The organism is Streptomyces sp. NBC_00285 (assembly GCF_036174265.1).
Lineage (GTDB): Bacteria > Actinomycetota > Actinomycetes > Streptomycetales > Streptomycetaceae > Streptomyces.
On the sequence record NZ_CP108055.1, the window covers coordinates 5,909,356 to 5,933,456 of the forward strand.

General features: G+C 67.2%; 23 protein-coding genes, 1 tRNA gene and 1 pseudogene. 9 read left to right on the forward strand and 16 right to left on the reverse strand.

The features are described 5' to 3' along the window. The first annotated feature begins 91 nt into the window (after positions 1 to 91). The 3 genes from OHT57_RS27170 to OHT57_RS27180 all read left to right on the forward strand — a co-directional run bounded on the left by OHT57_RS27170 (position 92) and on the right by OHT57_RS27180 (position 2,985). Positions 92 to 1,753, forward strand: a complete 1,662-nt coding sequence (locus OHT57_RS27170) for an alpha/beta hydrolase (RefSeq protein ID WP_328749125.1) — start codon at positions 92 to 94, stop codon at positions 1,751 to 1,753. Positions 1,754 to 1,861: 108 nt separating this feature from the next. Then, positions 1,862 to 1,935: transfer RNA gene (locus tag OHT57_RS27175), tRNA-Thr, on the forward strand. Between the two features lie 885 nt (positions 1,936 to 2,820). Next, the gene (locus OHT57_RS27180) at positions 2,821 to 2,985 is read left to right on the forward strand and encodes a DUF397 domain-containing protein (RefSeq protein WP_328753342.1); all 165 of its coding nucleotides are present in this window, start codon (positions 2,821 to 2,823) and stop codon (positions 2,983 to 2,985) included. A gap of 10 nt (positions 2,986 to 2,995) precedes the next feature. Here OHT57_RS27180 and OHT57_RS27185 read toward each other — a convergent pair whose 3' ends face one another. From OHT57_RS27185 to OHT57_RS27230, 10 genes are all read right to left on the reverse strand, one after another. Continuing rightward, on the reverse strand, positions 2,996 to 3,868 hold the full coding sequence (locus OHT57_RS27185) for a helix-turn-helix domain-containing protein (protein ID WP_328749126.1): 873 nt from the start codon (positions 3,866 to 3,868) through the stop codon (positions 2,996 to 2,998). 553 nt (positions 3,869 to 4,421) lie between these two features. Next, complete coding sequence (locus OHT57_RS27190; RefSeq protein ID WP_328749127.1) at positions 4,422 to 5,807, reverse strand: tyrosine-type recombinase/integrase; 1,386 nt, start codon at positions 5,805 to 5,807, stop codon at positions 4,422 to 4,424. A gap of 75 nt (positions 5,808 to 5,882) precedes the next feature. Beyond that, positions 5,883 to 6,080 carry a helix-turn-helix domain-containing protein gene (locus OHT57_RS27195; protein WP_328749128.1) on the reverse strand — a complete coding sequence of 66 codons (198 nt, stop codon included), beginning with the start codon at positions 6,078 to 6,080 and terminating at the stop codon, positions 5,883 to 5,885. Between the two features lie 474 nt (positions 6,081 to 6,554). After that, positions 6,555 to 8,030 (reverse strand): ATP-binding protein, encoded by a 1,476-nt coding sequence (locus OHT57_RS27200; RefSeq protein WP_328749129.1) that lies wholly within the window; start codon positions 8,028 to 8,030, stop codon positions 6,555 to 6,557. 2 nt (positions 8,031 to 8,032) lie between these two features. Further along, complete coding sequence (locus OHT57_RS27205; RefSeq protein WP_328749130.1) at positions 8,033 to 8,887, reverse strand: DNA primase; 855 nt, start codon at positions 8,885 to 8,887, stop codon at positions 8,033 to 8,035. A 98-nt stretch (positions 8,888 to 8,985) separates the two neighbouring features. Beyond that, positions 8,986 to 10,830, reverse strand: coding sequence for a type IV secretory system conjugative DNA transfer family protein (locus OHT57_RS27210; protein ID WP_328749131.1), 1,845 nt, complete (start codon positions 10,828 to 10,830; stop codon positions 8,986 to 8,988). Between the two features lie 340 nt (positions 10,831 to 11,170). Next, positions 11,171 to 11,479, reverse strand: coding sequence for a hypothetical protein (locus tag OHT57_RS27215; RefSeq protein WP_328749132.1), 309 nt, complete (start codon positions 11,477 to 11,479; stop codon positions 11,171 to 11,173). Positions 11,480 to 11,602: 123 nt separating this feature from the next. Beyond that, positions 11,603 to 12,613, reverse strand: coding sequence for a DUF2637 domain-containing protein (locus OHT57_RS27220; protein WP_328749133.1), 1,011 nt, complete (start codon positions 12,611 to 12,613; stop codon positions 11,603 to 11,605). Further along, positions 12,610 to 12,906, reverse strand: coding sequence for a DUF6303 family protein (locus OHT57_RS27225; protein WP_328749134.1), 297 nt, complete (start codon positions 12,904 to 12,906; stop codon positions 12,610 to 12,612). Before OHT57_RS27225 ends, OHT57_RS27220 begins: the two co-directional genes overlap by 4 nt. Next, positions 12,903 to 13,160 (reverse strand): DUF6284 family protein, encoded by a 258-nt coding sequence (locus OHT57_RS27230; protein ID WP_328749135.1) that lies wholly within the window; start codon positions 13,158 to 13,160, stop codon positions 12,903 to 12,905. Before OHT57_RS27230 ends, OHT57_RS27225 begins: the two co-directional genes overlap by 4 nt. Before the next feature lie 464 nt (positions 13,161 to 13,624). Here OHT57_RS27230 and OHT57_RS27235 point away from each other — a divergent pair, with 464 nt between their 5' ends. Continuing rightward, positions 13,625 to 14,425 carry a GntR family transcriptional regulator gene (locus OHT57_RS27235; protein ID WP_262063050.1) on the forward strand — a complete coding sequence of 267 codons (801 nt, stop codon included), beginning with the start codon at positions 13,625 to 13,627 and terminating at the stop codon, positions 14,423 to 14,425. Further along, positions 14,422 to 15,102 carry a YdcF family protein gene (locus tag OHT57_RS27240; RefSeq protein ID WP_328749136.1) on the forward strand — a complete coding sequence of 227 codons (681 nt, stop codon included), beginning with the start codon at positions 14,422 to 14,424 and terminating at the stop codon, positions 15,100 to 15,102. Before OHT57_RS27235 ends, OHT57_RS27240 begins: the two co-directional genes overlap by 4 nt. Positions 15,103 to 15,337: 235 nt before the next feature. On the opposite strand, the pseudogene OHT57_RS27245 reads toward OHT57_RS27240, so the two are convergent. Next, a pseudogene (locus OHT57_RS27245) lies at positions 15,338 to 15,412 on the reverse strand (flavoprotein); the annotation flags it as partial. 91 nt (positions 15,413 to 15,503) lie between these two features. Between OHT57_RS27245 and OHT57_RS27250 the strand changes: the two are divergent. Next, positions 15,504 to 16,361 (forward strand): hypothetical protein, encoded by an 858-nt coding sequence (locus OHT57_RS27250; protein WP_328749137.1) that lies wholly within the window; start codon positions 15,504 to 15,506, stop codon positions 16,359 to 16,361. On the opposite strand, the gene OHT57_RS27255 is transcribed toward OHT57_RS27250, so the two are convergent. The 5 genes from OHT57_RS27255 to OHT57_RS27275 all read right to left on the reverse strand — a co-directional run bounded on the left by OHT57_RS27255 (position 16,349) and on the right by OHT57_RS27275 (position 19,541). After that, the gene (locus OHT57_RS27255) at positions 16,349 to 17,206 is read right to left on the reverse strand and encodes an aldo/keto reductase (protein WP_328749138.1); all 858 of its coding nucleotides are present in this window, start codon (positions 17,204 to 17,206) and stop codon (positions 16,349 to 16,351) included. The two genes, OHT57_RS27250 and OHT57_RS27255, sit on opposite strands and share 13 nt — an antisense overlap. Then, positions 17,140 to 18,336 (reverse strand): JmjC domain-containing protein, encoded by a 1,197-nt coding sequence (locus OHT57_RS27260; RefSeq protein WP_328749139.1) that lies wholly within the window; start codon positions 18,334 to 18,336, stop codon positions 17,140 to 17,142. The genes OHT57_RS27255 and OHT57_RS27260 overlap by 67 nt, the downstream gene beginning before the upstream one ends. Before the next feature lie 86 nt (positions 18,337 to 18,422). Next, entirely contained in the window at positions 18,423 to 18,590 is a 168-nt protein-coding gene (locus OHT57_RS27265; protein ID WP_328749140.1) for a hypothetical protein, read from the reverse strand. A gap of 142 nt (positions 18,591 to 18,732) precedes the next feature. Continuing rightward, the gene (locus OHT57_RS27270) at positions 18,733 to 19,005 is read right to left on the reverse strand and encodes a hypothetical protein (protein ID WP_328749141.1); all 273 of its coding nucleotides are present in this window, start codon (positions 19,003 to 19,005) and stop codon (positions 18,733 to 18,735) included. A gap of 44 nt (positions 19,006 to 19,049) precedes the next feature. Next, positions 19,050 to 19,541, reverse strand: a complete 492-nt coding sequence (locus OHT57_RS27275; protein WP_328749142.1) for an ATP-binding protein — start codon at positions 19,539 to 19,541, stop codon at positions 19,050 to 19,052. A 305-nt stretch (positions 19,542 to 19,846) separates the two neighbouring features. Here OHT57_RS27275 and OHT57_RS27280 point away from each other — a divergent pair, with 305 nt between their 5' ends. The 3 genes from OHT57_RS27280 to OHT57_RS27290 all read left to right on the forward strand — a co-directional run bounded on the left by OHT57_RS27280 (position 19,847) and on the right by OHT57_RS27290 (position 24,088). Continuing rightward, positions 19,847 to 21,142, forward strand: a complete 1,296-nt coding sequence (locus OHT57_RS27280; RefSeq protein WP_328749143.1) for a transcriptional regulator — start codon at positions 19,847 to 19,849, stop codon at positions 21,140 to 21,142. Positions 21,143 to 21,215: 73 nt separating this feature from the next. After that, positions 21,216 to 22,391 (forward strand): serine hydrolase domain-containing protein, encoded by a 1,176-nt coding sequence (locus OHT57_RS27285; RefSeq protein WP_328749144.1) that lies wholly within the window; start codon positions 21,216 to 21,218, stop codon positions 22,389 to 22,391. A 221-nt stretch (positions 22,392 to 22,612) separates the two neighbouring features. Beyond that, positions 22,613 to 24,088, forward strand: coding sequence for an ATP-binding protein (locus OHT57_RS27290; RefSeq protein ID WP_328749145.1), 1,476 nt, complete (start codon positions 22,613 to 22,615; stop codon positions 24,086 to 24,088). Positions 24,089 to 24,101: the final 13 nt, after the last annotated feature.

The following is a 24,101-nucleotide window of genomic DNA, read 5'->3' on the forward strand; positions in this document are numbered from 1 at the left end:
CACAGGTGATCACAGGTTGACGGAGTCACTCGTACGGGCCGGATGGTTCACGGTGCGCATGTGATCCAACGCGGACAGTTAGGCTCGCTCGATGCGCATCAGGCTCAACCCCCGCCGCACCAGCCGGAACCTTCCCGCCCGGCAGGCACGCACGGCCCGCACTCCTCAGGCACCCGAGGCCCATCCGCGTCAGACCCGCACAGTCCTTGCCGGCGGCGCCCTCCTCGTGATCTCCACGCTCCTTGTCTCCGCCTGCTCCCTCGGCGCGTCGACGACTTCCACCACCTCGGCCGCCGAGGTGGCGCTGACCGCGCTGCCGCGATCGACACCTGCTGCGCTCACGTCGTACTACGGGCAGAAGGCGCGCTGGCGCAGCTGCGGAGTCCCCGGCTTCGAGTGCGCCACGCTGAAGGCGCCGCTGGACTACGACAAGCCGGCCGGCGGGGACGTCCGGCTCGCCGTCTCCCGCAAGAAGGCCACCGGGCCGGGCTCGCGCCTCGGGTCGCTGTTCGTGAACCCGGGCGGACCGGGCGGCTCGGCGATCGGCTACCTCCAGGCGTACGCCGGCATCGGCTACCCGGCCGCGGTCCGGGCCCGGTACGACATGGTCGCGATCGACCCGCGCGGAGTGGGCCGCAGCGAGCCCGTCGAATGTCTCGACGGGCGGGACATGGACACGTACACCCAGACGGACAGCACCCCCGACGACGCACGCGAGACCACCGAACTCGTCGACGCCTACAAGGAGTTCGCGGAAAGCTGCGGCAAGCACTCGCCGGCGCTGCTGCGGCACGTGTCGACGATCGAGACGGCCCGGGACATGGACATCGTGCGGGCGGCACTGGGCGACACGAAGCTGAACTACGTGGGGGCGTCGTACGGGACGTTCCTCGGGGCGACGTACGCGGGGCTGTTCCCCGGTCGCGCGGGGCGGCTGGTGCTGGACGGCGCGATGGACCCCTCGCTGCCCGCGCGCAGGATGAACCTCGACCAGACGGCGGGGTTCGAGACGGCGTTCCAGTCGTTCGCGAAGGACTGTGTCCAGCAGCCGGACTGCCCGCTCGGCACGAAGGGCACGACGCCCGCCGTGGTCGGCCGGAATCTGAAGGTGTTCTTCGGAAAGCTGGACGCACGCCCGATCCGCACCGGCGACGCGGACGGCCGCAGGCTCGGCGAGGCCCTCGCCACCACCGGCGTGATCGCGGCGATGTACGACGAGAGCTCCTGGGCGCAACTGCGTGAGGCACTGACGTCGGCGATGAAGGAGAAGGACGGCGCCGGGCTGCTGGTCCTCGCCGACAGCTACTACGAGCGTGATGCAGGGGGCCGTTACAGCAACCTGATGCCGGCCAACGCCGCCGTGAACTGCCTCGACCTCCCGCCCGCCTACGGCAGCCCCGAGGAGGTCGAGAAGGCCCTTCCGGCCTTCGAGGAGGCGTCCCCCGTCTTCGGCGAGGGCCTCGCCTGGGCCTCCCTCAGCTGCGCGTACTGGCCGGTCAGGGCGACGGGTGAGCCGCACCGCATCGAGGCCCGGGGCGCGGCCCCGATCGTCGTGGTCGGCACCACCCGCGACCCGGCCACCCCCTACCGCTGGGCCCGCGCCCTGGCCGCCCAGCTCTCCTCGGCCCGCCTCCTCACCTACGAGGGCGACGGCCACACCGCCTACGGCCGCGGGAGCACCTGCATCGACTCCGCGATCGACACGTATCTCCTCCGCGGAACCCCTCCCACGGACGGGAAACGCTGCTCCTAGTCCTGATCACCGGACCGTCCGGGGGCGCCCCGAAGGCACGTGCGGAGCACCCCCGGAAACTGTGTAGACTTGCCGACGTTGCTGACCGCACCATGGTGTGGACAGCGCGCCGCCTTAGCTCAGCTGGCCAGAGCAACGCACTCGTAATGCGTAGGTCTCGGGTTCGAATCCCGAAGGCGGCTCTGTAGAAGCCTCAGGACTCACTCGCCGTGACCTGGGGCTTTTGCTTTTTTGACGATGTCGACGGAGTTCGGCGGCGCCCAGTCGGCGTGCTCGCGGTCTCAGTTCTGGTCTCAGCTGGGAGCTGGGAAGGTGACGCTTGCCGTCGCCTCCGTGGAAGGACTGACACCTTCGTGTTCGCCCGGCCTTGCGCGAGGGCCTCCTTGGAAGCGCCGCAGCGGTGACGAGCCTGCTGTCAGCCTAGTAGGGCTTCCAGTAGGCGATTAGGGCTCCCGCAAACGGTCGCGGATCTCCAACACCAGCAGGGTGACGGCGATAAAGGTGCACCCCGCGGACTGGGCTGCGACCAGGATGCCGGCATGGAGCACTGCAGCCACTACACCCGCTGCAAAGCCCGCTAAGAGCCCGAGCAACACAGCTAAGAGGACAACAAGGACCCGGTGTGCGAGCCCACCCGAGGGAGGCGGGGTCATCAGACACCTCGCCTTGAGCGGACTATCTCCGCACATCGAGGGCCCGCTCCGCTGTGGCTCTGGCGTGCGACGTGAGGCACGTTAGTATCTGTCATGAGGCTTCCTAGTTCGATTGTGTGGACGACGGTGCTTCGTGAGGGGAGTGCTCGGGCGATGCTTGCCGGCTAGCCGAGTACTCCCCTTCTCGTGGAAACGATCTCCCGCATCAATGGCTAGAAAAGACCTTGCCGCTTCGCGGGCTCATAGTAGAGTTTTGGACTTTTCTTAGTTCCCTGCCTTTCGCGGTGAGGCGCCGTGATTTGACTCCTTGGCACTGGTTGCTCGTGCCGTCATACTGAAGGCAGAAGCCTGTGCGTACTGAGGGCGCCATGGTGCAGAGTTGGGGGAGTGGTGACTTCTTCGGGTCCGACGACGGTGTGGCGAAAGAGTTCCGCTAGTGGTCCAGATGACAATTGTGTCGAGGTTTTGCTGGGTAGTTGTGTTTTAGTCAGGGACTCTAAAGATTCTAACGGTTTGCGCCTTTCTTTCGATTTATCTGCTTGGAATTCATTTTTGTCGCCTGTCAAGCGAAAGCTCTAGCGCGCCAGAATTATGAGATGTCGGGCGGGATGGTAGCGGGCGCTGAAGCCTCTCGCCATTCGCTGAAGGGGCGTGCGTACTCGTTTTCCACCTCCCAAAAAGCCTCGATATAGTCCTCTACGCTGCGCTGTACGCCGACGATCGCCTTGTTATTGAGGATGACGCTTCCGTCAGGGTTTTCGAGATATACCACCCTTTCTTGTTCGGCCCTGGAGAACTCGAAAATTACGTAGGGTGAACGCAGGAGCGGGTATAGTCCCCGCGCAAAGGGCACTACTCCCACTGTCACGTGATTCAGTGAGCTCGTCGACTCAATGTGGTCGAGTTGCGCCTCCATTACCGCCGGGTTTCCGACAACCCGCCGCAGGGCAGCCTCATCGATAAGGAACCGTAGTTCCGTTTCTGAAGACTCGACGAGCATGCGTTCCTGACGTTTCATTCGAAGGTCGAGCAGTTCTTCTTTTTCCTCCACGACTGATTGTTGGAGGATGGTTCGTGCGTACCCCTCGGTCTGAAGTAGGCCAGGAATGAAGAGAGCCTCGAAGTTGCGGATCACTGCTGCGGATGCCTCATATCCTAGGTAGGACTGAAATCCCTCCGACAAAAGAGACCGGTAGTCATACCACCACGGCTGCAGGCGTGCCGATTCTGCGGCCTGTTTCAACACCGCAGCATCCTCTGGGGGAAGGTTGTAATAGTTCGTCAGGGCCTTGAGGTCGGTCATGGAAATCTTGACCCGCCCTGACTCCAGGCGCATTACTTTCGACGGGGACCACCCGGTCTCTCTCACGACGTCCAGCTGTGAGTACCCCGCCTTCTTGCGAGCTGCTTGAAGCTGCGAGCTCAGGAGTTGGCGGTAGAACATCGGATCGACATCGGACATGGTGATCTCCTTGTGGCGCCTCAGGTCGTTCGCAGGCCGTCGTTCTGACCTTAGGTAAGAGGACCAGAATCAGAAGGCTACGCGGATTTGTGCTACCTGTCACTATGCCTTACAGCTCTTCATGAGGGACGCTCATTCGAGAGGGGGCCATGGGGCGGAAGTGAAAAAACGAAACTTCTGAGGGGTTTTACGGAGAGGTGATCTGAAAATTCACTCGCTTGGGTGACTGTGCAGAGGGAACGCTGAAGATCTAACTCTTAAGATCGACAGATCATCTGCCGGGTTGAAGGGAACACTCGAAATCACCTTCAAGCTTCACTGCACGTAGTTGCGTGGTCTTCCTGCCGCGTCGGCGGCCGTGGTGCCGCGACGGCGGGCGGTCGGGGGAGCGGTGAAAGGATCAACCCCAGGCATGGGCGTGGACCACTCCGCCGAGGGAGCTCGTTTGGGTCCGATAGGGTTTCTTGCAGTGCTGGCGGGATTCGGCATGAACCCCGCCAGCGGCTCCATGGAGGCTTCAGTACAAACGTTGTCCTACGCAGGGTCTAAATTTTTAGCGCATGCGACGTCGACGGTTTGCCCGTGCCACGCGACTTCCCACTACGCCAGACTTTGTCTGAGGCGCTGTTTCCGCAGGTGGTATGAACGTGTCTCCCATACGGCGCATTGCGTCCTTCGAGAGGTGAGAGCGGCCCTTGACGTACCGTCGCGTCTGGCTGATCTGAGTATGCCGAAGGATCTCCATGATGGTGACCATGTCCACGCCCAGCTCATTCAGGATCGTGCCCGCCGTGTGACGGCTGCCGTCGTAGAGGCGGCGGTCGTCGATACCGGCCTCGGCGAGCAGCTCCTTGAACTCCTCCCAGTCGGCCCGGGGATCGAGCGGCCGCCCGTCCGGCCGCGTGAATACGGCACCGTGTTCCGCCCACCCGTCGCCCGCGGCCTCGCGCAGCGCTTCCTGCCGTTCTTTGTGCGCGATCAGGTACGGGATGAACGGGGGAGGGATCGGCACGGAATTGCGGCTCTTCTTCGTCTTGGGGCGCGTGAAGACGAGACCGCCGTCCTTTCGCTCGGGGCAAGCACTTGCGTGCCGAGTGCACGTCTTAGGACACGGCGCGGGGCAACCGCGCTTGTAGCCCTTGTGCGCGGCGCAGTCCGGCGGGCAGGGCTCGAATCGGTGGAGGCGTTCCCCACACGCGTGCGGGGCCTTGCAGCCGTGGCGCCAGGTGAGCCGCTGTATCTGCCACTGAGGGTGGAACATCTCGCCTTCCAGGTCGACGTACGGCCACCGGAAGCCGAGTGCTTCCCCCTGCCGGAATCCCATTCCGACGCCAACGATCCAGCGTATCGAGGTGGGGCGTTCGGCCGCTGCTCGCAGGAACGCTTTGGCTTCCTCGATCGTGAACGGGTTCGCTTCTGTCTCGTCGACCGTGGGCGGGTCGACGAGGGTGGCGACGTTCTCGGCGATGATCCGGCGGCGGTGGGCGATTTTCAGGGCGCGGGAGAGGATGCGGTGAACCTTGAGCACGTGGGACGGAGCGTGCCCGGCATCGAGCATCTTCCGGTACATCCGTTCCAGGTGCTCGGGTGCGAGCTTGTCGAGACGGTGCTGCCCGACGCCCGGGACGATGTCGTTGCGGGTCTTGGACCAGTAGTCGTCCAGCGAGCGGGGCTTGAGTCTGAGGCTCGCGATGTCGGTCAGGTACGTCGTCATCCACTGCTCTACGGTCGGCTTGCGGCCGGCCTTCGGGGCGCGTCCCTTGTCCCTGAGCTTCTCCAAGTCGCGGACCTTGCGGCGCACTTCGGGTTCGGTCCGTGCCCGGCGGTGGCGGCGGTCGGGGCTCCCGTCGTCCTTGACGCCCATCGTGACGCGGCCATGCCACCAGCCGTCACTGCCCTCGTAGACGGATGACTCCATGTTCGGATTGCGGGGGCTCATGTGCTCCTCTGTGTTCCTTCATGCGGGAGGCGGCCCCGGACGTTGGTCCAGGGCCGCCTCGGGGGTGCGCGTGCTTTAGCTGGGCTGGGGTTCCAGGGCGTTCACGAATGCCTCAAGGTCGCTTCGGCGGATGCGGCGGGAGCGGCCTCGCTTGACGTACTTCAGGGCGCCTTCGGCCATCAGCTCGTAGACGGTCGAGCGGCCGAAGCGGAGGACTGTGGCAGCTTCCGCGGGGGTGTAGAGCAACTGGTCGGCGGGCGAGAGGGCGAGCACGCGGCTACCTCCGGCTGGGGGCGGGGCCTGTGAATGGAGTTGGTTTCGAGGTCTGCTCAGAAGCTCGTGTCTGTCCGAGGCGTGGATTTCTGCGTCATGGCGTCATGAGCGTCACTTAGGGCTCTGAACTGTGGGTTTGCCTGTCGTAGCGGCTAGGGCGTGCGTCATGTCGGCGTCATGGGGTGCGTCACCGGATGACGCAGGTGACGCAGGATGACGCAGAGCAAACCGTCTGCGTCATGCCTGTTGCTGCAGGTCACATGCCGTTTCCCGGCTCGCGTGACGCGGATGACGCAGGGTCTTCCTTCTTAGGACAAAGAAGGGGCTGCCTTGTTGTAGTTGGGTGCGGCTCAAAGAGCAGAGAAGGAGCCGCTGCGCGGCACGTCCTTGGGGCGGCGCAGGCGCCGAACAGCAAGAGGAGCACCCCCGCCCGGCGTGGTGGTGCTCTTCTTGCTTGTCCGGGTGAGCGTGTGGTCAGAACGCCCGTGCCTGCTCGTGCGGGGCCGCGGGGAGTGTGTGGGTCATTTCGAGGTAGCGGCCCGCGCTGGTGCGGCCTGAGTCGACGAGGACGCGCCGGGCGGCGAGGGTGGGTTGGAGGCGCTTGAGGCGGTCGGAGAGGACTTTGCCGGTGGTCGGCCATCCCTTGGGCAGGGGGCGGGAGTCGTCGCCGCTGTAGAGGCGGCTGAGGCAGGACAGCCACTCGGTTGACGTCATCCGCTGCGCGCCGCCGGGTTCGATGGTCTCGGCGTGCTTGAGGATTGTTTGTGCGAGGAGGTCGCCCTCGATGACGTCGTCGTTCAGGTCGTCCAGGCTGGCCCGGTACGCGGCCAGAGCTCCGAGGCCGGTTGCCGCGTCGAACTGGGCGCAGAGGTGGGCGAAGTCTGCCATCCGCAGATCGGTGGGGGTCTCCGCCTGGGCCGCGCGGACCTTGACGGTGAGGTCGAGGAGGGAGCCGAGGACGACGGGGAGGACTTCCGCGTAGTCCGTCCACAGTTCGGCCTCGGTGCGCCGGATGCGGGGGCGTTCCAGGCGCAGGGGCAGGAGCCGGTCCGCGAGGTCGGGGCGGATGACTCCGACGTCGATCCCGGTCAGGAGCAGGGGGCGGCGGTAGCCGACGCGGAAGACGTCCCCGTCGGTGAACAGGGCGCGCTTGACGCTTTCGGCGCCGGTGACGATGCAGCACATGGCGTCGGACAGGTCGGGTGTCACGTGGGAGAGGTTGTCCAGGGCGGTGACCCATCCCGCGGCAACCGCTGCGATCAGGCTTTCCTCGTCCTTCGGGGCCCTGCGCAGGTCACCGCTCATGCCCTCGATGATCCGGGTGAGCATGCGGCCTCCGGTCGACTTGCCTGCTCCCTGCGGTCCGGTGAGGAACGGTGCGGGGACGGGCACGGATGGGCCGAGGCAGCCGATCAGCCAGGCGATGGCCAGGCACTCGGTCTCGGCGTTGGCGAAGTTGCACAGCCGCATCAGCAGGTCGATGCCCTTGCCGTTCGTGTCCTTGACGGGCAGGGGGAGTTCCCCGGTGAGCTGGGTGCGCCGCCAGCACACCTCATGCGGGTCGGGAACGGTGATGTCCCACCCGGTGGGGTGGATTCGGACGGACTGCCCGTCGTCGCGCCCTAGGTCCAGCCAGGTCGCGCCGTCGAAGCCGGGGGCGACGCGGATGTGGACCGGCTGGACGTCCTCGGTCAGGGCGAGTGCTTCGATCAGGTCCAACGCCTCTTTGAGCGCGGACCCGTTGAACGCGCCGCGTCCGTCGCGGTAGAGGCCGACCATGAGTTCCTGGCGGTGGCTGCCTGTCGTGCCCTGGGAGCGGATCGGGCGGGCCACGGGATGGCCCTTCTTCTGTGCGTACACGGTCCCGTCGGCGGTGCGGAAGTAGCGGAAGTGCGCTTGCGCGTAGTCCGCGATGACCTCGCGGCCGGGAGTCTTGTCGTCCTCAGACATGGTCACAGTCCCAACGTGGTGAGGGCGTTGGTCCACGCGTCCATGCAGTGCCGGGGCGTTTCGCCCTTGGCCTGCGCGGCGGTGAACAGCCGGGCGGTGTGCGTGTCGGTGAGGCAGCCGCACCGGCCGTGGGTGGAGAGCACGGCGAGGAACGTCCGGTAGACGGTGGCGTGCACCGCCTCACGGGCGCTGGTGATGCGCTGTTCGGCCATCGTGATGCCACGGTCGAGATAGGTCGGCGTGCGGTGGGGGCACTGTCCGCCCGCGCTGGGTGCGGGCATGGTGACGGCCATGGGCCGGGCCGGGGCGGGCTCCTTCACGATCAGCGCGTGTACGACGTCTGGTAGGCCCGTGAGGGCTCCGGTGCCGGGTCCGAGCCAACGGGCGTAGGACATGAGCGATTTGATGTCCACGCCGGGTCGGACCGCGTTGGCGGATTGCATGGCGCCCTGGTAGAGCCAGTGTTCGCCGCGCGTTGTCGGTACGGTCCGTGTGGCGGGCAGGGTGGCACGGGCCCACGTGATGGAGTCCGCGTTGTCGAGGTCCACGATGGTCAGGCCCGCGCCCCCGGGGTGATAGGCCACGCCCGCCGCCTCCTGCCATGCCCGCCGCCACGTGGGGGAGTTGAGGATGTGCGGGTCGGTGGTGGCGGCGGCCCAGCCGTGGCATGGTTGCGGGCAGGTGCAGGGGCCGGGAGTCTTCATGTTCGGCCGGCCACCACAGGCGTTCTTGGCGCAGGTCGGGCAGTTGCCGAACGGCACCTTCCCCGCCCGCAGTGGCAGCGGCGGCACGCCCGAGGCTGCCAAGGCGAGAGCGGTAGACAGGTGCTCTCGCCGAATGTCGGTGGGTTGGGTCATGCTGGGAGACCTCCACAGGTCTGTTGAGGGCAGGTGGATTGGCGGCGGCCCCGATTCATTGGCGTGAGGGGGGCCGCCGTTGTCGTTCGCGAGAGTGCTCAGGCCGCTTGCCGGCTTGGCAGGAGCCTGCCGTCGGGGGTCCGGTGCAGGGCTCCGCTCTCGGTGAGGGTCTTGATCTCGCGGGAGACGGTGCCCTTGTTGAGGCCGGTCGTGTCGGCCACGTCCTTGGCGGTGCGGGCCCCGGAGTGCACGGCGGCCAGCACCTTGTCCCGGTTGGTTGCCGCCCCGGTCGCGGCGGGCGTGTTCTTGACCAGGTGCAGCGGCGGGCGCGGAACCTGTCCGCCCGTGGCCTGGGCCGGAGACCAGATCGACTTGGGCAGGGCGCGTACGCCGGCGTCGTCGAGGGTCCAGGTGCGCAGCATGCGCGGTCCGTAGCCCTTGAGGTAGCCGTGGCCTCGGTACTCGCGGCCGTCGGGGATCTGGTGCGGTGCGTAGTGCGCGCAGTCGTCCAGGGCGACTTGTGCCTGTGTTGTGCCGGCCACCCGCAGCGAGAACCGGGTGAGGAGGTTCGGTGCGATCAGCTTGTGCACGCCCGGCGCCCCGCCGTCGGTCAGCGGGTACTGCGTCGCCCACCACAGGACGACACCGCGCGAGCGCCCCAGAGACGACAGCTCGATCAGCCGCTGTAGGCGGTCCTTGTCCTTGGTGATCAGGGCGAGGATCACCTGTCCCTCGTCGACGACGACGGTGAGCTGAGGACCGTCCCACACGCTGATCCCGCGCGCCTTCATGCCAGTCTTGCGGCGGGTCATCTCCGCGTGCGCCTGGTCCACCGCGTCGGTGATGTCGTCGCGTTCCACGGCGACGCGGCAGACCGGTTCCCAGATGTTGGCCTCTTCGCCCTTGCCGTCGATCAGGAGCAGGTCGCCGCGCAGGTGGGCGGTGGCCATGAGGGGACGGAAGGACCAGGACTTGCCGGTGCCGGAGGCGCCGGACACCAACAGCCGTTCGTCGAACGGGATCAGGACCTCGTCCCCGGTCTCGGTGTCCAGGCCGAGGCTCATGGCGAGCGGGTCGGACGGGATGCGCTCTGGAATCCACAGCGAGGAAACCCCCGCGGCTGCCGAACGGGTCGCCAGGCTCAGAACGGCCCAGCCGCCGCGTGAGGCGGAGGTGATCCGTATGCGCAGCGCGGTGCGGGCACCGAGCAGCGCACGGATGGAGTCGGCCTTGTCCGCGAGTGTCTTGACCGTCCACGTGCCGTCCAGCCGGATCTCACAGCGGATGCCGCCCGGCTCCATCGCGGGAGGCGTGGTGACCGTGCCCGACAGACCACGATCCGGGGCGTGCTCGACCCAGTACGGAGGGTCGAGGCGTTCCATGAGCTGACGCTCTTCCACCGAGACCGACTCATCCACCGGCACCCGAAGCTTGCGCCGGCCGAGCGCGAGCGCGGCGACGTTCGCCCCGATCAGCACGGCCGACGTGGTGGCCGGCCAGACGGTGAGTTGCGCGGTGGACATGAGCGCGGACGCGATCGAGGTGGGCACGGCGTGCATCGAGTGCGCCTGGATGGCGCGGGCCTTGAGGGTGGTGGGGTAGTTCACGCGCGCGGTCTTGAGTTTGGCGCGGGTGTCGCGCTCGTGGCTCAGGGCTGCCTTGGCCGCGACGCGGGCGGCGCGGCGGCCGACCGTGAACGGGTTGTTGGACGCGGCGCGGGCGGCGTGTTGCTGCGACTTGGCCGTGGCGTGTGTGGAGCGCGCGGCGTTGTGTTCCTTCTGCGCGGCCATCAGCGACTTCAAGTGCTCGGGGGTACGCAGCTTGTCGCGCCGCTCGGCTTCCAGGTCCCAGCGGGCCGCGAACGGAGCGCACACCGGGGCGAGTGAATCGAGAGCCGTAGTGGTGGTGTTGGTGGTGGTCGACCATGCTTGCTTCCAGTCCACGAAAGGGTCCTCCAAGACCATGAAGGAGGGCCGGTGCGCCGTTGCGTGGCGTCACCGGCCCGCCGGGTTGCAGGGCCGGTGCTGTCGGTTGCGTCGACAGCACCGGTTGCACCCCTGCAACCACATCTGACCTGCGATGTTGCAGAGTTGAGCGATGGGGAGGGGTAGGGGCCCTACGCGCCCGCGCGCGTAGGGCGGCGGAAAAACCAGCCGTGCAACCCCCTCGCGGCGTCCTCAACGGCCGTTCACGGCCCGGGGAATGTGAGCCCACACGCGAGGGGGTCGGGGGCTGTGCGGGCCGCCTACGACTTCCGCCCGCTTGGGGGCGGGGGGAAGTCGTTCAGTGTTTGGGGCGGGCGAGTTTGAGGGTGATGCCGCCAACGCTGATGGGGCCGGTCGTCTGCGCGATGACGGTGACCGCGTGAGCGGCAGTGTCGAGCAGCGCGCACAGGGCGGCGACCAGCCCCCAGCAACCCATGGCGGCGGCCCCGGCGATGACGAGCGGGAACAGGTAGTGGCCCAGAGGGCGCCCGGTCTGGTCGGTGGTGTGGACGATGACGACGACCGGCTGTCCGTTGGCTTCGGCGCGGCGGTAGACGTCGGCGGGAATGTGCGGGGCGATGATCCCCGGCGGGTCACGATGTGCCATCAGGGCCCTCCCTCAGGTCAGTTGGAGTCGGCGCACGGCACGCACGCACACACCGAGCGAGACGAGGGAGGGCGAGACGCCACCGGTGCACGGGCAGCGAGCCACTCGCGTGCGCGGTAGCCATCAACGGCCGGTACCGGCGAGATCGACCGGAACACCGTTGACCGGGCCCCGCAGTTCGGCGTAGCGGGTCGAGACCCAGCCCACCGACCAGCCGCACAACTCCGCAGCCGTGCGCACCGACATGCCCTCCGCGTGCGCGGCGGCCACGATCGCGCGGGCGTCGTCCTCGGACAGCTTCTCCGTGGCAGGACCGGCGGACAGCAGCGCGGCCCGTTCACGCGCCGCCCGCTCCTCCCGCTCGCTCTGTTCACGACGCTCCCGCTCAACACGCTCCCGCTGCTCGCGTTCCGCGCGTTCGGCGGCCTCACGTTCACGGCGTTCACGCTCCCGCTCACGCTGTTCACGCTCCCGGTCCGCACGTTCACGCTGCTCGCACTCGGCACGCTCCCGCGCCTCTTCCCGCTCCCGTTCCTCACGCCGCGCTGCGGCCTCCCGCTCGGCCTGTTCACGGGCCATGCGGGCCTCGTGCTCACGCTGTTCACGGGCGAGTGCCGCCGCGTGCTCGCGTTCCTCGCGGGCCCGCCGTGCGACCTCGTCACGCCGCTCGATCGCGCCCCGTTCGCGGGCTTCCCGCTCGGCCTGCTCCTTGGCTTCCCAAGCAACCACGGCGGCTGTGATGGCCCGCCGGTAGGCGAGTCCTGTCTCCGCCGTGACGATCAAAAGCAGCGGGGCGACCGCATGCACGGCCACACCCACCAGGTCGTTCTTCAGCGCGGAATCGGCCACGTTGAGGGCGAGAGTCATGCAGCCGGTCATCCACCGCAGCGCGATGGGCCACCGCCCGCCGTTGCCCCCGAGCCGGGCCAGCACCGCGTCCAGCCGGACCACGATGACCACCGCCGCATCCACCACCAGCGGCAGAATCGGCGCCGTCCAGGCCCACTGGGCGGGCGTGTGGGCCGAGGCGAGCGGGGTGACGGTGAGGATCGAGTAGAGCATCGCGCCCGCCACGATCAGCCACGTGCCGGCTGACAACGCCCGCTCAGCTGAACGGATGTGAGCGGCGTTCATACGCTCACCCCCGACCATGAACGCACCCGAATCGCGGCGATCAGCACGACCGGGGAGGCGAGGTCGTCGGGGGTCCCGCTGTCCTCGGTCCACTCCCACTCAGCGCCCGGTACAGGCTCGAAACCGAGCACCAGGAGCGCCCGCATGCGATCCGTGAACGTCGGCACCGTCCGCCCGAACTGGTGCTCGGGCCACCGCTCGGTGGTGTTCAGCAAGGCCACGTACAGGCGCCAGCGCCCGTCACGGACGGACATCTGCGCGGTGAACTCCCGCACGGCGTTCTGTCCGTTCACGCCGCACCACCCCGGTGCACGGTCGCGGCCTGGCCCGCCAGCGCGGTCAGCAGCCTGCGGCGGGCCCGGCGGATACGCCGCACGTCCAGCTCAGTGGGGGTGCGGTCCATGGTGATGATCTGCGCGTCCAGCAGGTCGACGTCCGCAAGGATCGCGGGCATCTCCAACTCGATCGCGTCCAGCTCGGCATCCGTCGGCTCCATGAAGTCGGCGAATGCGGTAACAGCCTCTTGAACAGTGACGATGTGGTCCATTGGGTCGTGTGTCCTTCCACAGGTGAACGGCCCGAACAGCGGTCCCGGTGTTCCAGCACCGGGGCCGCGTCGTTGAAGGTGAAGCCGCGCAGGCTGCGCGGCGCGACCGAAGATCGGCCGCAGTGCCCCGACCGGGAGTTGAACCCGGCCTACGACCATCGGGGCGGTTGCGCTGTACCGCGCACGGGACAGGACCCGCACGCGCCCGCCCTCTTGCTTGCGGAGGTGGGGCGGATTTCCCTCAGGTGCACTCTGTTGAGTTGTCAAGGAACGACCAGCTCAGGGCCCCCATGACGTGCTAGGAGCTATCCCGAACCGACATGCCATGGCGGAGCCCAAGGGCAGCCATCCCCCCGCTGTCCTAGGACTGCAGGCGGCATGGGAGGACTATGACATCGCAGTCCTAGGACTGTCAATAGTCCTAGGACTGTGCTTCACTAGTCCGTGTCGAAGGGAGTTCTGCTGTGGCACCGAAGTGGCGTGAACTGGCGGACCGGGTCGCGGAACAGATCAGGAATGGCGACTACGCACCAGGGGCTCAATTGCCCCAGATCAGGGAGCTTGTAGAGGCCGGCGAAGGCTCGAAGGCCACCGTCCACCAGGCGTACAAGGCACTTGAGGCCGAAGGCCTCGTGACGTCGACACGAGGCCACGGCACGATCGTGCGTCCGCGCTCTGCCCTCAAACGGCTCGGCATCACCCGCTACGACAAGGTCAAATGGCGGGACAGCGACGAAGTCGCGTTCATCGCTGATCGCGTGGCGTCGGGGCGTGCCTACGACCGGAACGAGCAGACGCAGACCGTCAACCGCGTCGCGGCGGACACGATGATCGCTGAGGGGCTCGGTGTCCCAGTTGGCTCACCGGTGTATGCACGTGCTCGCCTCGTAAAGGAGGGCACGCAACCGACGCACACCTTGACCAGCTATTACAGGCCCGAACACGTCGAAGGAACCCGCATCGTCGATCCAACGCCAGGCCCCGCCGGCCGTGGCGGCGGATACCGGGTGCTCTACGACGCCGGGTACGAGATCGACCACATGAAAGAGGCGTTGTTCGCTCGCGTGCCGACAGCGGACGAGGTGAAACTCCTACAACTTCCTACGGGTGAACCCGTAGTTGAGCTTCACCGGACGACATACACAGCAGATGGCACAGTGGTCGAGTTCGCCGTCGGCATCCACGCAGCCTCGCGGTTCGCGTGGGAGTACGAGTTCGAAGTCCCCGACTCCGCCCGGGACAAGGCCAAGGAAGGTTCCGCGTGATCTCCGCTCAGGACTGGGAAGATGCCCGGCTTCTCTGGGACTTCCAGCTGATGCATCACGAGCCGCGTCCCTGCTCGGTCGGCCTCGGTCTTGGCAGCCACGACCTGGGCGTAGCCGACACCACCGTTGACCTGTACCGGCGCGGCATGATGCCACTGATCGTCTTCACGGGCGCGACCAGCCGGACGACACAGGGCCGCATGCCGCGCGGCGAGGCCGAGCACTATCGGGACCGTGCGCTTGAACTCGGCGTTCCCGCGGACGCCATCCTCGTCGAGCCCCATGCCCGGAATACCGGGCAGAACATCACCCTGTCCCGCGCCCTGCTCACAGAGCGCGGAATCAAGGTGTCCTCCGTGCTTCTCGTCAGCAAGCCCTACGAGGAACGTCGGGCCTACGCCACGGCCCGCAAGCTCTGGCCTGAGGTGGAGTTCGTGAGTGCGTCGACTCCCATGACGCTCTCGGAGTACGCGGACTCAATCCAGGACGCACGGCTTGTCATCGACATGCTCGTCGGATCTCTTCAACGGCTGCTGATCTACCCAGCTCAAGGCTTCATGATCCAACAGGACGTACCCGACGAGGTGATTCGGGCGTATGAGCGGCTTGTGACGAGGGGTTTTACGAGCCGAGTCGTTCCTGAGGCTGCGGGAAGTGCTGGCAGCTCAAGTGCTTGAGTCCTCAGGGGGCACCGGCACGAGCAGGGACGGCCGATCGACGCACGGCTCGGCGTGGACGTAGCCGTGGATCGCTCCCGCCGAGTCGCTGTCGAATGGGCGTCGCTCGTACGGCTCGTCGTCCTCGATCGGCTCCCAGCAGGCGCCGCACAGGCGTTGGCTAACCTACTCGGCGATCTTGTCCTCGGCGGTCGGTGAACCGAGCGGCCCGGGGCGCAGGTACAGGGTCAACAGGTAACCGCTCCAAGCTCGGGCCGTACGCGGGATGGGTGGCCTGGGCAGAGTTCAGATACGGCAGGACGGCGGTGGGGCCCGACCTTCGAGTTCTGGAGTGGTTGGCGGCTACCGCCCGTACTTCGGCAACGGGCACCTGTCACCGCACCGCTGCTACGGTCGCGTCCATGGCGCTCTCGGTCTCCACGGGTCACGCTGTCGACCTACGCGTACAGCCGGTTGAAGAGGTTCTTGATCGCGTCGAGCGGTCTCTCCAAGTGGGGCTGCTCCCGGACACGATAGTGCGCAAGCGCCGATCCGTGGGGGCGAAAACAGACCGCGGCACATGGGTACGGATCGAGCGACGCCTGCTCGACAAGATCTCCGACCAGGGCTGGAACGGGACTGAAAGTGCCGCCTGCCTGAAGGGCATCGCCCAGCCCGAATGGCACGGATGTGTGGTCTGGCGGGCCACGGACGGGCCGGTGATGTGGCGAGCCGACGAAACTGAACTCCTGCCAGGGGCTCCTGTCGGAAGCGCCATCCTGAGTGAAGCCCCGAAGCTGTCAGATGACTGGTGGGGGGCATTGAACGCGTCGTTGGACGCGCTGGCGGCCCAGCGCACGAGTCGGGTCGCCACACCGGACACCGACACCATCACCCAGGCCCTCGTCACCGAGTCCATCCGCGGTGTTTTCTCCGGCGATCTCGATACGACCATCGAGCAGTGGGTGCCAGCCCACGCGGACCTGAACTGGGCCAACATGACCGCTCCAGCGTTCAGTCTCTTCGACTGGGAGGACTGGGGTAACGCGCCGCTGGGGCTGGACTCGGCCTCGCTGTGGGCGAGTTCCCTTGCTGTCCCGGCTCTGGCCGATCGCGTATGGCACGAGCGCCGGTCCGACTTCGAGAGCCGGGACGGCAAGTTGATGACGTTGTTCGCCTGCTCAAAGATCCTCGGGCCGTACGCACACCCAGAAGACCCTCGGCTGAAACCCGCCCGGCGCATGGCCGAACAGGTCATCAAGGAGCTTCAGACCGGCTGATCGCGTGAACGGCCTCGCAGGAGACTCCGGTACTCCTGGACCGTTCGTTCCTCGACCTCGCCAACCAGGGCACCGACGAGTTCGCCCAGATGGGCGGGCTCATCAGTGCCCACAGCCACAGTGCCGACCCTCGGCAGGTGATAGGCGGCTATGAACGCCGCCTGCACGCGAGAGAGTTGACGGCTGCCACCGAGGAAGACACGGGGGTCGATCCTGGCCCACACCAAGTCGCTGGTACTGCCGCCGAAGGGGCTCATGCCCCATACCTCGCTGGGGTCCAGGACCCACGCCTTGATGAGGGCGTCCGCGGCGTCCAACGTTCTGACTCCGACCAGTAGGCCGGCGCGGACCATGAGGGTCGCTGGCCTCGGTACGGTCGGGCCAATCAGTCCCACCAGGGATGATGGATCCCACGACGCGATGCCCCAGGCAGCGCACAGGCCCTTGCTCGTAGCGTCATCGAGGGCAGCGCATGCTTCTGTCAGCACCTCCCGGCCGTGCGGGTCGGCCTCGCGGAGTGAGTGTTCCGGGTTGTGCAGGAACACCAGATCCGGCTCCTGCCCCAGGTCCCCAGCCACTTGTTCCACGGCCGCGTGCAGCCGTACCGGGTCCAAGGAATGCTCCGCCCCGCCCGGCCCCGGAAAGTAGCCCACCTTCGTGGAGACGGTGAACTTCGGCAGCAGGTCGCCGGCCGTCTGCGCCAGGACCTGATGCGAACGGAAGCCGAGGTAGTTGGTGCTGGTGTCGAGTGCTGTGACGCCGAGGTCGAGCGCCCCGGTCAGGAGCCGGCGTTCGTGACGAGACCGGTGTAGCCCGAGAACAACTCGGGGGTCAGCACCGCGCACAGCTCCTCCTTCACCAGGATCTCAGCGACCTCCGTCACTTCGGCTCCGACGACGGCCGCGGCATGTTCGACCTCGACCGGCCTGCCGCTGAGCAGCAAACGCAGAGCGGGCAGGGCCTTGGCCGCGAGGGTGAGCTTTTTCCCCGAGGCCACGATGTCGACGGTTTCTCCGTGCTCCTGAATCTGGGGCGGGAAATGGGTGGTGCACACCACTGCGTCGAGCGGCCCGAGTATGTCGAGGAACGGCACGTGCCGGGGCAGTGTCGTCGCCTGCTCGTATGCGTCAAGGAAGTCGGCCGGCGGGCGCTCGCTGATCAGCTGGGCGGCGGCCTCGGTCAGGGCCTCGCGGCCTGTTCCCTGCCAGCGGTCGAGGTCGTGGCGGAAGACCTCGTGCTCGCGGCACCAGTCGGCCAGCCACGCGAGCCAGCTCGCCCCCGTGCGCTTGGTGATGCCGAACGTGACGTGAAGGCTGTTGCCGGAGCCGCTGCCGGTCCGAGTCGCTTGGTGCCAGTGGCCCCGGGGGATGTGCATGACGTCGCCGGTCCGCATCAGGCCGGACCAGATGATCTCGTCGCTCGGAGTGGTGTTGGGGTCGGCGTCCCGGTACATCGGGACGTTGCGAGAGGTCGCGCGGACCTCCCATTCCTTCTCACCCGCGAGCTGGACGATGACGACATCGTGGTCGTCCCAGTGCAGGGGGAAGCCGGAAGCGTCGTTCGTCGTCAGGTACGCGTTGACCTGGACTCGCTCACGGGACCACCACTGCAGGGCCCGGCAGGCGACTTCCATGGTCGGATCGAAGACGTTGGCCTGGTCCATGATCACCGTCGCGCCTTCACCCAAGAGCCTGCCCAGGCTGCGCATGTTGACCATGGAGATGCTCTGGCCCCGGGGACTGACGCTGTCGGTGTAGTAGATGGCCGGATGGACCTCCTCGCCCTTCTGGAAGCACCGGAACTGCGGGCGGTTCAGGCTCCTGCGCATGGCGATGTCGAGCAGGCGGTTCGCGGTCATGATGCGGGAGACGAGTGCGGGGTCGTCCATGCTCCCGCGTACGAAGTCCTTGCCCAGCTCCTCGGCTCCGCTCCACCCGAGCGCTGTCTCGATGGCGCTGATCAACCGATGTTCCATCGTGCGTCCTCCATGGGTTCGACCAATGCTTCGGACGCGGTGAGGGCCGGCACGGCTGACCGCGCCGGCCCTCACCGCTTGGTGCCTTACTCGCTGTCGTGCAGGTTGCCGTCGCCACCCGGCCACGGCGCGTCGCCGGAACTACCCTGGTTGTCCGACCGGAGGCTGTCGTACCGGTCGTGGACGGCGGTCAACTCCTGCACCGCCACCAGGAGGCCCCTCCGGGCCGAAGGCGGTGTCGTGTTCTCTGCCACCTCGTGCTCCTTCCTCTTCGGTTCTCCCGCCAGGGCTCCGACGGGAGGTTGATGGTCGCCCCAAGGCCGTGGGAGAACTGGGTTGCCGTGGGGCGGCGGTCATTGGGCGCGCGATGAACCGGGGTCCGGCGCAAGGGACAGGTCAGCGATGAACCCGCAGAGCGCCTGCGTCCTCACGCATGTTGATCTCCAGAACGCGCTGGTCCAGCTCGTAGAGACATGCACGGCATGCGTAGAGGGTCGCGTGCATACCGCTCGACCGGACGGGCCCGATCCATGTGACCTCGACGTCGTCCCGTCCACACCACAGCCAGCACTCGCCGCGTGCGTGCCATTCGTGGCGGTCCCATAGCGCGTACTCAGTGGGCTCCCTGGTGACGGGGTCGATGTCGCGGCGGGTGGGCCGGAAGACCATGTCAGGATCAGGAAGTGGATGCGCTCGTAATGCGTGCCGTCCCATCACGCGACCGCCAGAGTGAGCGACTCGGGCTCGGTTACGGCCCCGCGCTTCGGCCGGCGCGCGAATAACCTGCGCAGAACGGCGGCTCGGATGGCAGGAGCCGCCTTGGGAAGCTCGATCTCCGCCCATACGAGCTTCCCGCAGCCGGAGGGCTCCCAGTCAGACCGCGAAGCGAGAAGACCGACCATTGCAAGACCGCGCCCGCTCTCATCGTCGTCGTGGGCACAACTCAGCTGCGGAGCCAAGGGATTGCCGTCGACGACGCTGATCATCAGACTGCCGGGGCGGTGGTGCAGCGCGACGGTGACGGGTCCCTCCCCATGGACCACGGCGTTGGTGATGAGTTCGGAAGCGACAAGGCGGATGGTGTCGGCTGTCTCGTCGTCCACCGGCACACCCCAGGTACGCACCTTGTCGACGACCTGGCGCCGGGCAAGGGGCACTTCCCTTTCCATACCCGCAAGGACGAACCGATGGATGAGCGTGGGCATGGCGGACGCCTCCGAAGAGCTGGAGAGCGGCTTCGTCCCCGACGGGGGATACGGGGACGAAGCCGCCGATCTGAGGAACCGTTCCCGAAGCGGACGCCTTGCGCGCGCTCCTCGCTGGACGGCTGACACTCAGTCAACGGGCCCAGCGGGCAAGGCGGAACGTTTCTAGGGGGTTCCTCATGGGGACGCCCTCCCCGTACACGGACACGCGAAGTAGCCTCCCCACTACGCCGCGAAGGGATGACGGGAGTGAAGACGTGCCTGGTGAACCGTTGGCAGTCCACCCGCTGAGCTTCCTCCGCCACATGCGCGGATGGGGCAAGGCCGAGTTCGCCCGCCTCATGCAAGCGCACGGCCGATCACTCGGAATCCCGCTGGCGACCAACCGGACGACCGTGTGGAAATGGGAGCAGGGACAGGAGCCGGACGCTGACGCCCAGCGCGTGCTCGCCGACTTACTGTGCGTCCCGTACGAGCAGGTCCGGGAGGAAGGATGGCCCCGGTGGCTCCCGGTCTGGGAGATCGCGGAGCTCACCACACCGTGGACCGAGGCCGGTACCGTTGAAGCCTTGTCCGAACTCGTGGGGAGTGGCCGCATGGACCGCCGGGGCTTTCTCACCATCACCGGCGCCGCCCTGACGAGCCTCGCAGCGAGCTGGGCGGACGCGCCCTCCGCCTTCGCCTCAGCGCTCAACGGCGACCAGGTCACGGACACGATGGTCTCGACGATCGAGCAGCGCATCAGCACACTCCGCACGCTCGACGACCAACTCGGAGGCGCCCGACTCCTGGAACAGGCACGCGGTGACCTCGCCCTGGTGACTGGCCTCCTCGGCGCCGGCCGCTACACGGACAGGATTCGCGTCCGCCTCTACTCGCTGGCGGCCCGGGTGTCGCACCTGACCGGCTGGATGGCCTACGACGCCGGCCTGCGGTCCGCCGGCCAGCACTACTACGTCGGGGCCCTGCGTAGCGCTCGGACCTCTGGAGACGACGCCTTCGGCGCCTTCATCCTCGCGGAGATGGGAGTCCAGGTCTCTGAGGCTGGACGGACCGCCGAGCGGGTCGACCTCATCTCGACCGCCATCGACAACGCACCTCAAACTCTGTCGCCGTACACCCAGTCCTTCCTTTACCTGCACAAGGCGGAGGCACTGTCACGTGACGGCGACCACCGGAACGCCGGAACGGCGCTCAACCAAGCTGTGTCTCTCTGGGAGCACGGCTCGGTGGAGGAGAACCCGGACTGGCTCAACTGGTTCGGCGAGGCGCAGTTGAAGTCGACCGAAGGCAAGGTCCTGTTGCGTTCCGGGCAGGTGGAGCGCGCGACGAGTTCCCTGGAGACCTCCGTGGAGAGTGCGGCTCCCCGGGACAAGGCCGTACGGTCCAGCCGCCTGGCAGAGGCACGGCTCGCCGGCGGCGACCTGGAAGGGGCTCTGGACGCCGCGAACTACGGCGCCGGGCTCCTGGAGAGCAGTGTCAGCTCCGTACGGGCCCTGGACCGCTTGAAGGAGTTCAACGCTCGACTCGAACCGCGCAAATCCGTCTCCGCCGTCCGCGAGTTCCGCGAGCGTCTTCAGGCGCTTCCCATCGCGGCCTGACAGTCGCCGTCTCGCACTTCGAGGGCCAACCCGCCCCGCTGGAGCAGCCGGTCCAAATGCCAGGATGGACGGCATGACGACGATCGACGGCGAGGTCGAGGTTGGATTCGAACCGCTGCGTGAGGCGTTCGAGGCGAACTTCTCCCAGCACGGGGACATCGGTGCGGCGGTGTGCGTGTACCAGTACGGCCGGCCGGTGGTCGACCTGTGGGGTGGCACCGCCGATCCGGAAACCGGTCGTCCGTGGACACGAGACACGCTGCAGTTGGTCTACTCGGCCACCAAGGGCGCGACCGCGACAGCGGCGCACATGCTGGCCCAGCGCGGCGTATTGGACCTGGACGCACCGGTGGCGAAGTACTGGCCGGAGTTCGCCGCGAACGGCAAGGCGGACATCCCGGTGCGCTGGCTGTTGTCCCACCAGGCCGGGTTGATCGCGCTGGACCAACCGGTCCCGCTGGACGAGGCGTTGGCCTGGCACCCGATGGTTACCGCACTGGCCGCGCAGCGTCCCCTGTGGACTCCGGGCACGACGCACGGATACCACGGCCGGACCTGGGGCTGGCTGGTCGGCGAGGTGATCCGCCGCGTGTCCGGCCGGACACCGGGCCGCTTCTTCGCCGACGAGATCGCTGCCCCCCTCGGACTGGACTTCTTCATCGGACTGCCGGCGGATCAACGCGACCGGGTCAGCCGCATGGCGTACCAGCGGCCGGCCGTTGACCTCACTGCCGTGCCCGCCGAGTCGGTTCCCGAGGAACTCCGCGAACTCGTCGCCGCCTGGCGGGATCCGGAGTCATTCAGCAACAGGGCGTACGCGGTCACCGACCCTGCTGCGATCGACTTCGACTCGCCCAAGGTGCAGGCCGCGGAACTCCCGGCATCCAACGGCATCGGCACCGCACGTGGACTGGCGCGCATGTACGCCGCGCTGATCGGCGAGGTGGACGGCGTGCGCCTGCTCACCCCGGAAACCCTGGAGTCGGCGACCAAGGAACAGGCCGGCGGGAAGGATCAAGTGATGCTGATCCCCAGCCGATTCAGCTCCGGGTACATGCTGCCCACTGAAACCAACCCCATGACCGGGCCGTGTGCCTTCGGCCATACCGGTCGGGGAGGTTCGCTCGGCTTTGCTGACCCGGAGCACGGCATCGCCTTCGGCTACGCGATGAACCACATCATCGGCGGCCCTGACGATGTGCGCGCGATGTCGCTGGCCAACGCAGTGCGACGGTCGCTGGCTCAATGAGAACCACTGCTGGAGAGCGCAGGCCGGAATCCGGAGAAGACCAGGCCATTCGCCCCACGCCTCGATTACCATCGCCTCTGGGCGGGGGTTTGCCAGATGCATGAACTGGCGGCCCTGAGGGGGCATCTCCCAGACTTCGCGGTGTTCTTCGGATCGTGTGGATCACGAGTCAGCCGCAAAGCGAGAGGGCCCATATCGGGGGAAGCGGGCTGGAAGCACCCATGACGTACGACATCGCGGCCCCCGAACCCGCAGGCATGGTGGCTTCGCTCAGCTCCCTGGGGTACTCGCTGCCGGCTGCCGTCGCGGATCTCGTCGACAACAGCGTTTCGGCTGGCGCGCGGAACATCGACGTCGAGTTCACCTGGGCGGGACGGGACTCGTGGATCGCAGTCGTCGACGACGGCAAGGGCATGAACGCCCAGCAACTCGTCACGGCCATGACCGTGGCGGCTCGTGGGCCCTCGACGTCACGCTCCTCCACTGACCTGGGTCGTTTCGGCGTGGGCCTGAAGTCCGCCTCGTTCTCGCAGTCTCGACAGCTCTCCGTGGCCACTGCCACTGCCGGTGACTGGCACATACGGACCTGGGACCTCGATGTCGTCGAGGAATCCGGAGAGTGGCGGCTGCTCCACGGAGCGGACGCCGACACGACGACCGTGTTGAACAGGCTTCGGAGTGGCACTGACCACGGCACGATCGTGCTCTGGCGACGGCTCAACGGCTATCACGGCGGTGAGGTCAGCGAGGACGACGAGCGCACCCAGAAGCAGTTCTACGCCGAGGCGGCCCGCACTGAGTCGCACCTCGGAATGGTCTTCGCCCGCTTCCTCACCGGGAGTCGACGCCGAAACCTGCAGGTGTCCGGGACTGCAGTGGAGCCCTGGGATCCGTTCATGAGCAACCATCCCTCGGTTCAGCGACTCCCCACCGAGGAACTGCCTCTCGGCGGCAGTTCCGTACGGGTCGAGGCGTTCATCCTCCCCAGCGCCCACCGGATCACCTCGGAGGAGTACGGCAGGGCTGCGGGACCACAGGGGTGGCTCGACCAGCAGGGTTTCTACGTCTACCGTCGGAACCGCCTGATCCTGGCCGGCGACTGGCTGGGGCACAGAGGCATGCGCCGTGAGGAGAAGTACAACCTGGCGCGGATCGCCGTCGACATCCCGGCCGAGACCGATGCCGAGTGGGGCGTTGACGTGAGGAAGTCCAGCGTCGTTCCGCCTGTCGGTCTACGTCCGCACCTTCAGCGCATCGCAGGGCAGGCCCGAGCGAAGGCCGCAGACGTGCTGCGGCACCGTGGACAGGTCGCAGCACGGACTCACGGCGATCCTCTGTCGTATGCCTGGAACGTGCGCCGGCCGGACGGCAGGGTCACGTGCAGGATCAACCGCAGCCATCCGCTGGTCCAGGCTGCTCTGAGACCCGGCGGCAACAACACGGCTGACGTACGCGCGTTGATCCGGCTGCTGGAGGAGACGGTGCCCGTTGCCGCCTTGCGAGTGATGCACGAGACGGACACCAGCGACGATCCGGAGCCGTTCGGCGGACCAGGGGCCGCCGACGAGGCGGCGACCGAGGTTGCACAGTGCATCTACGAGTCACTCGTCTCGGGCGGTCGCTCGCCCGCAGCCGCCCGCGAGAGGCTGCGCACCATGCCTCCCTTCGACCAACTGCAGGGGTTCTGGAGCGGATGAGCTGAGTCGTTGC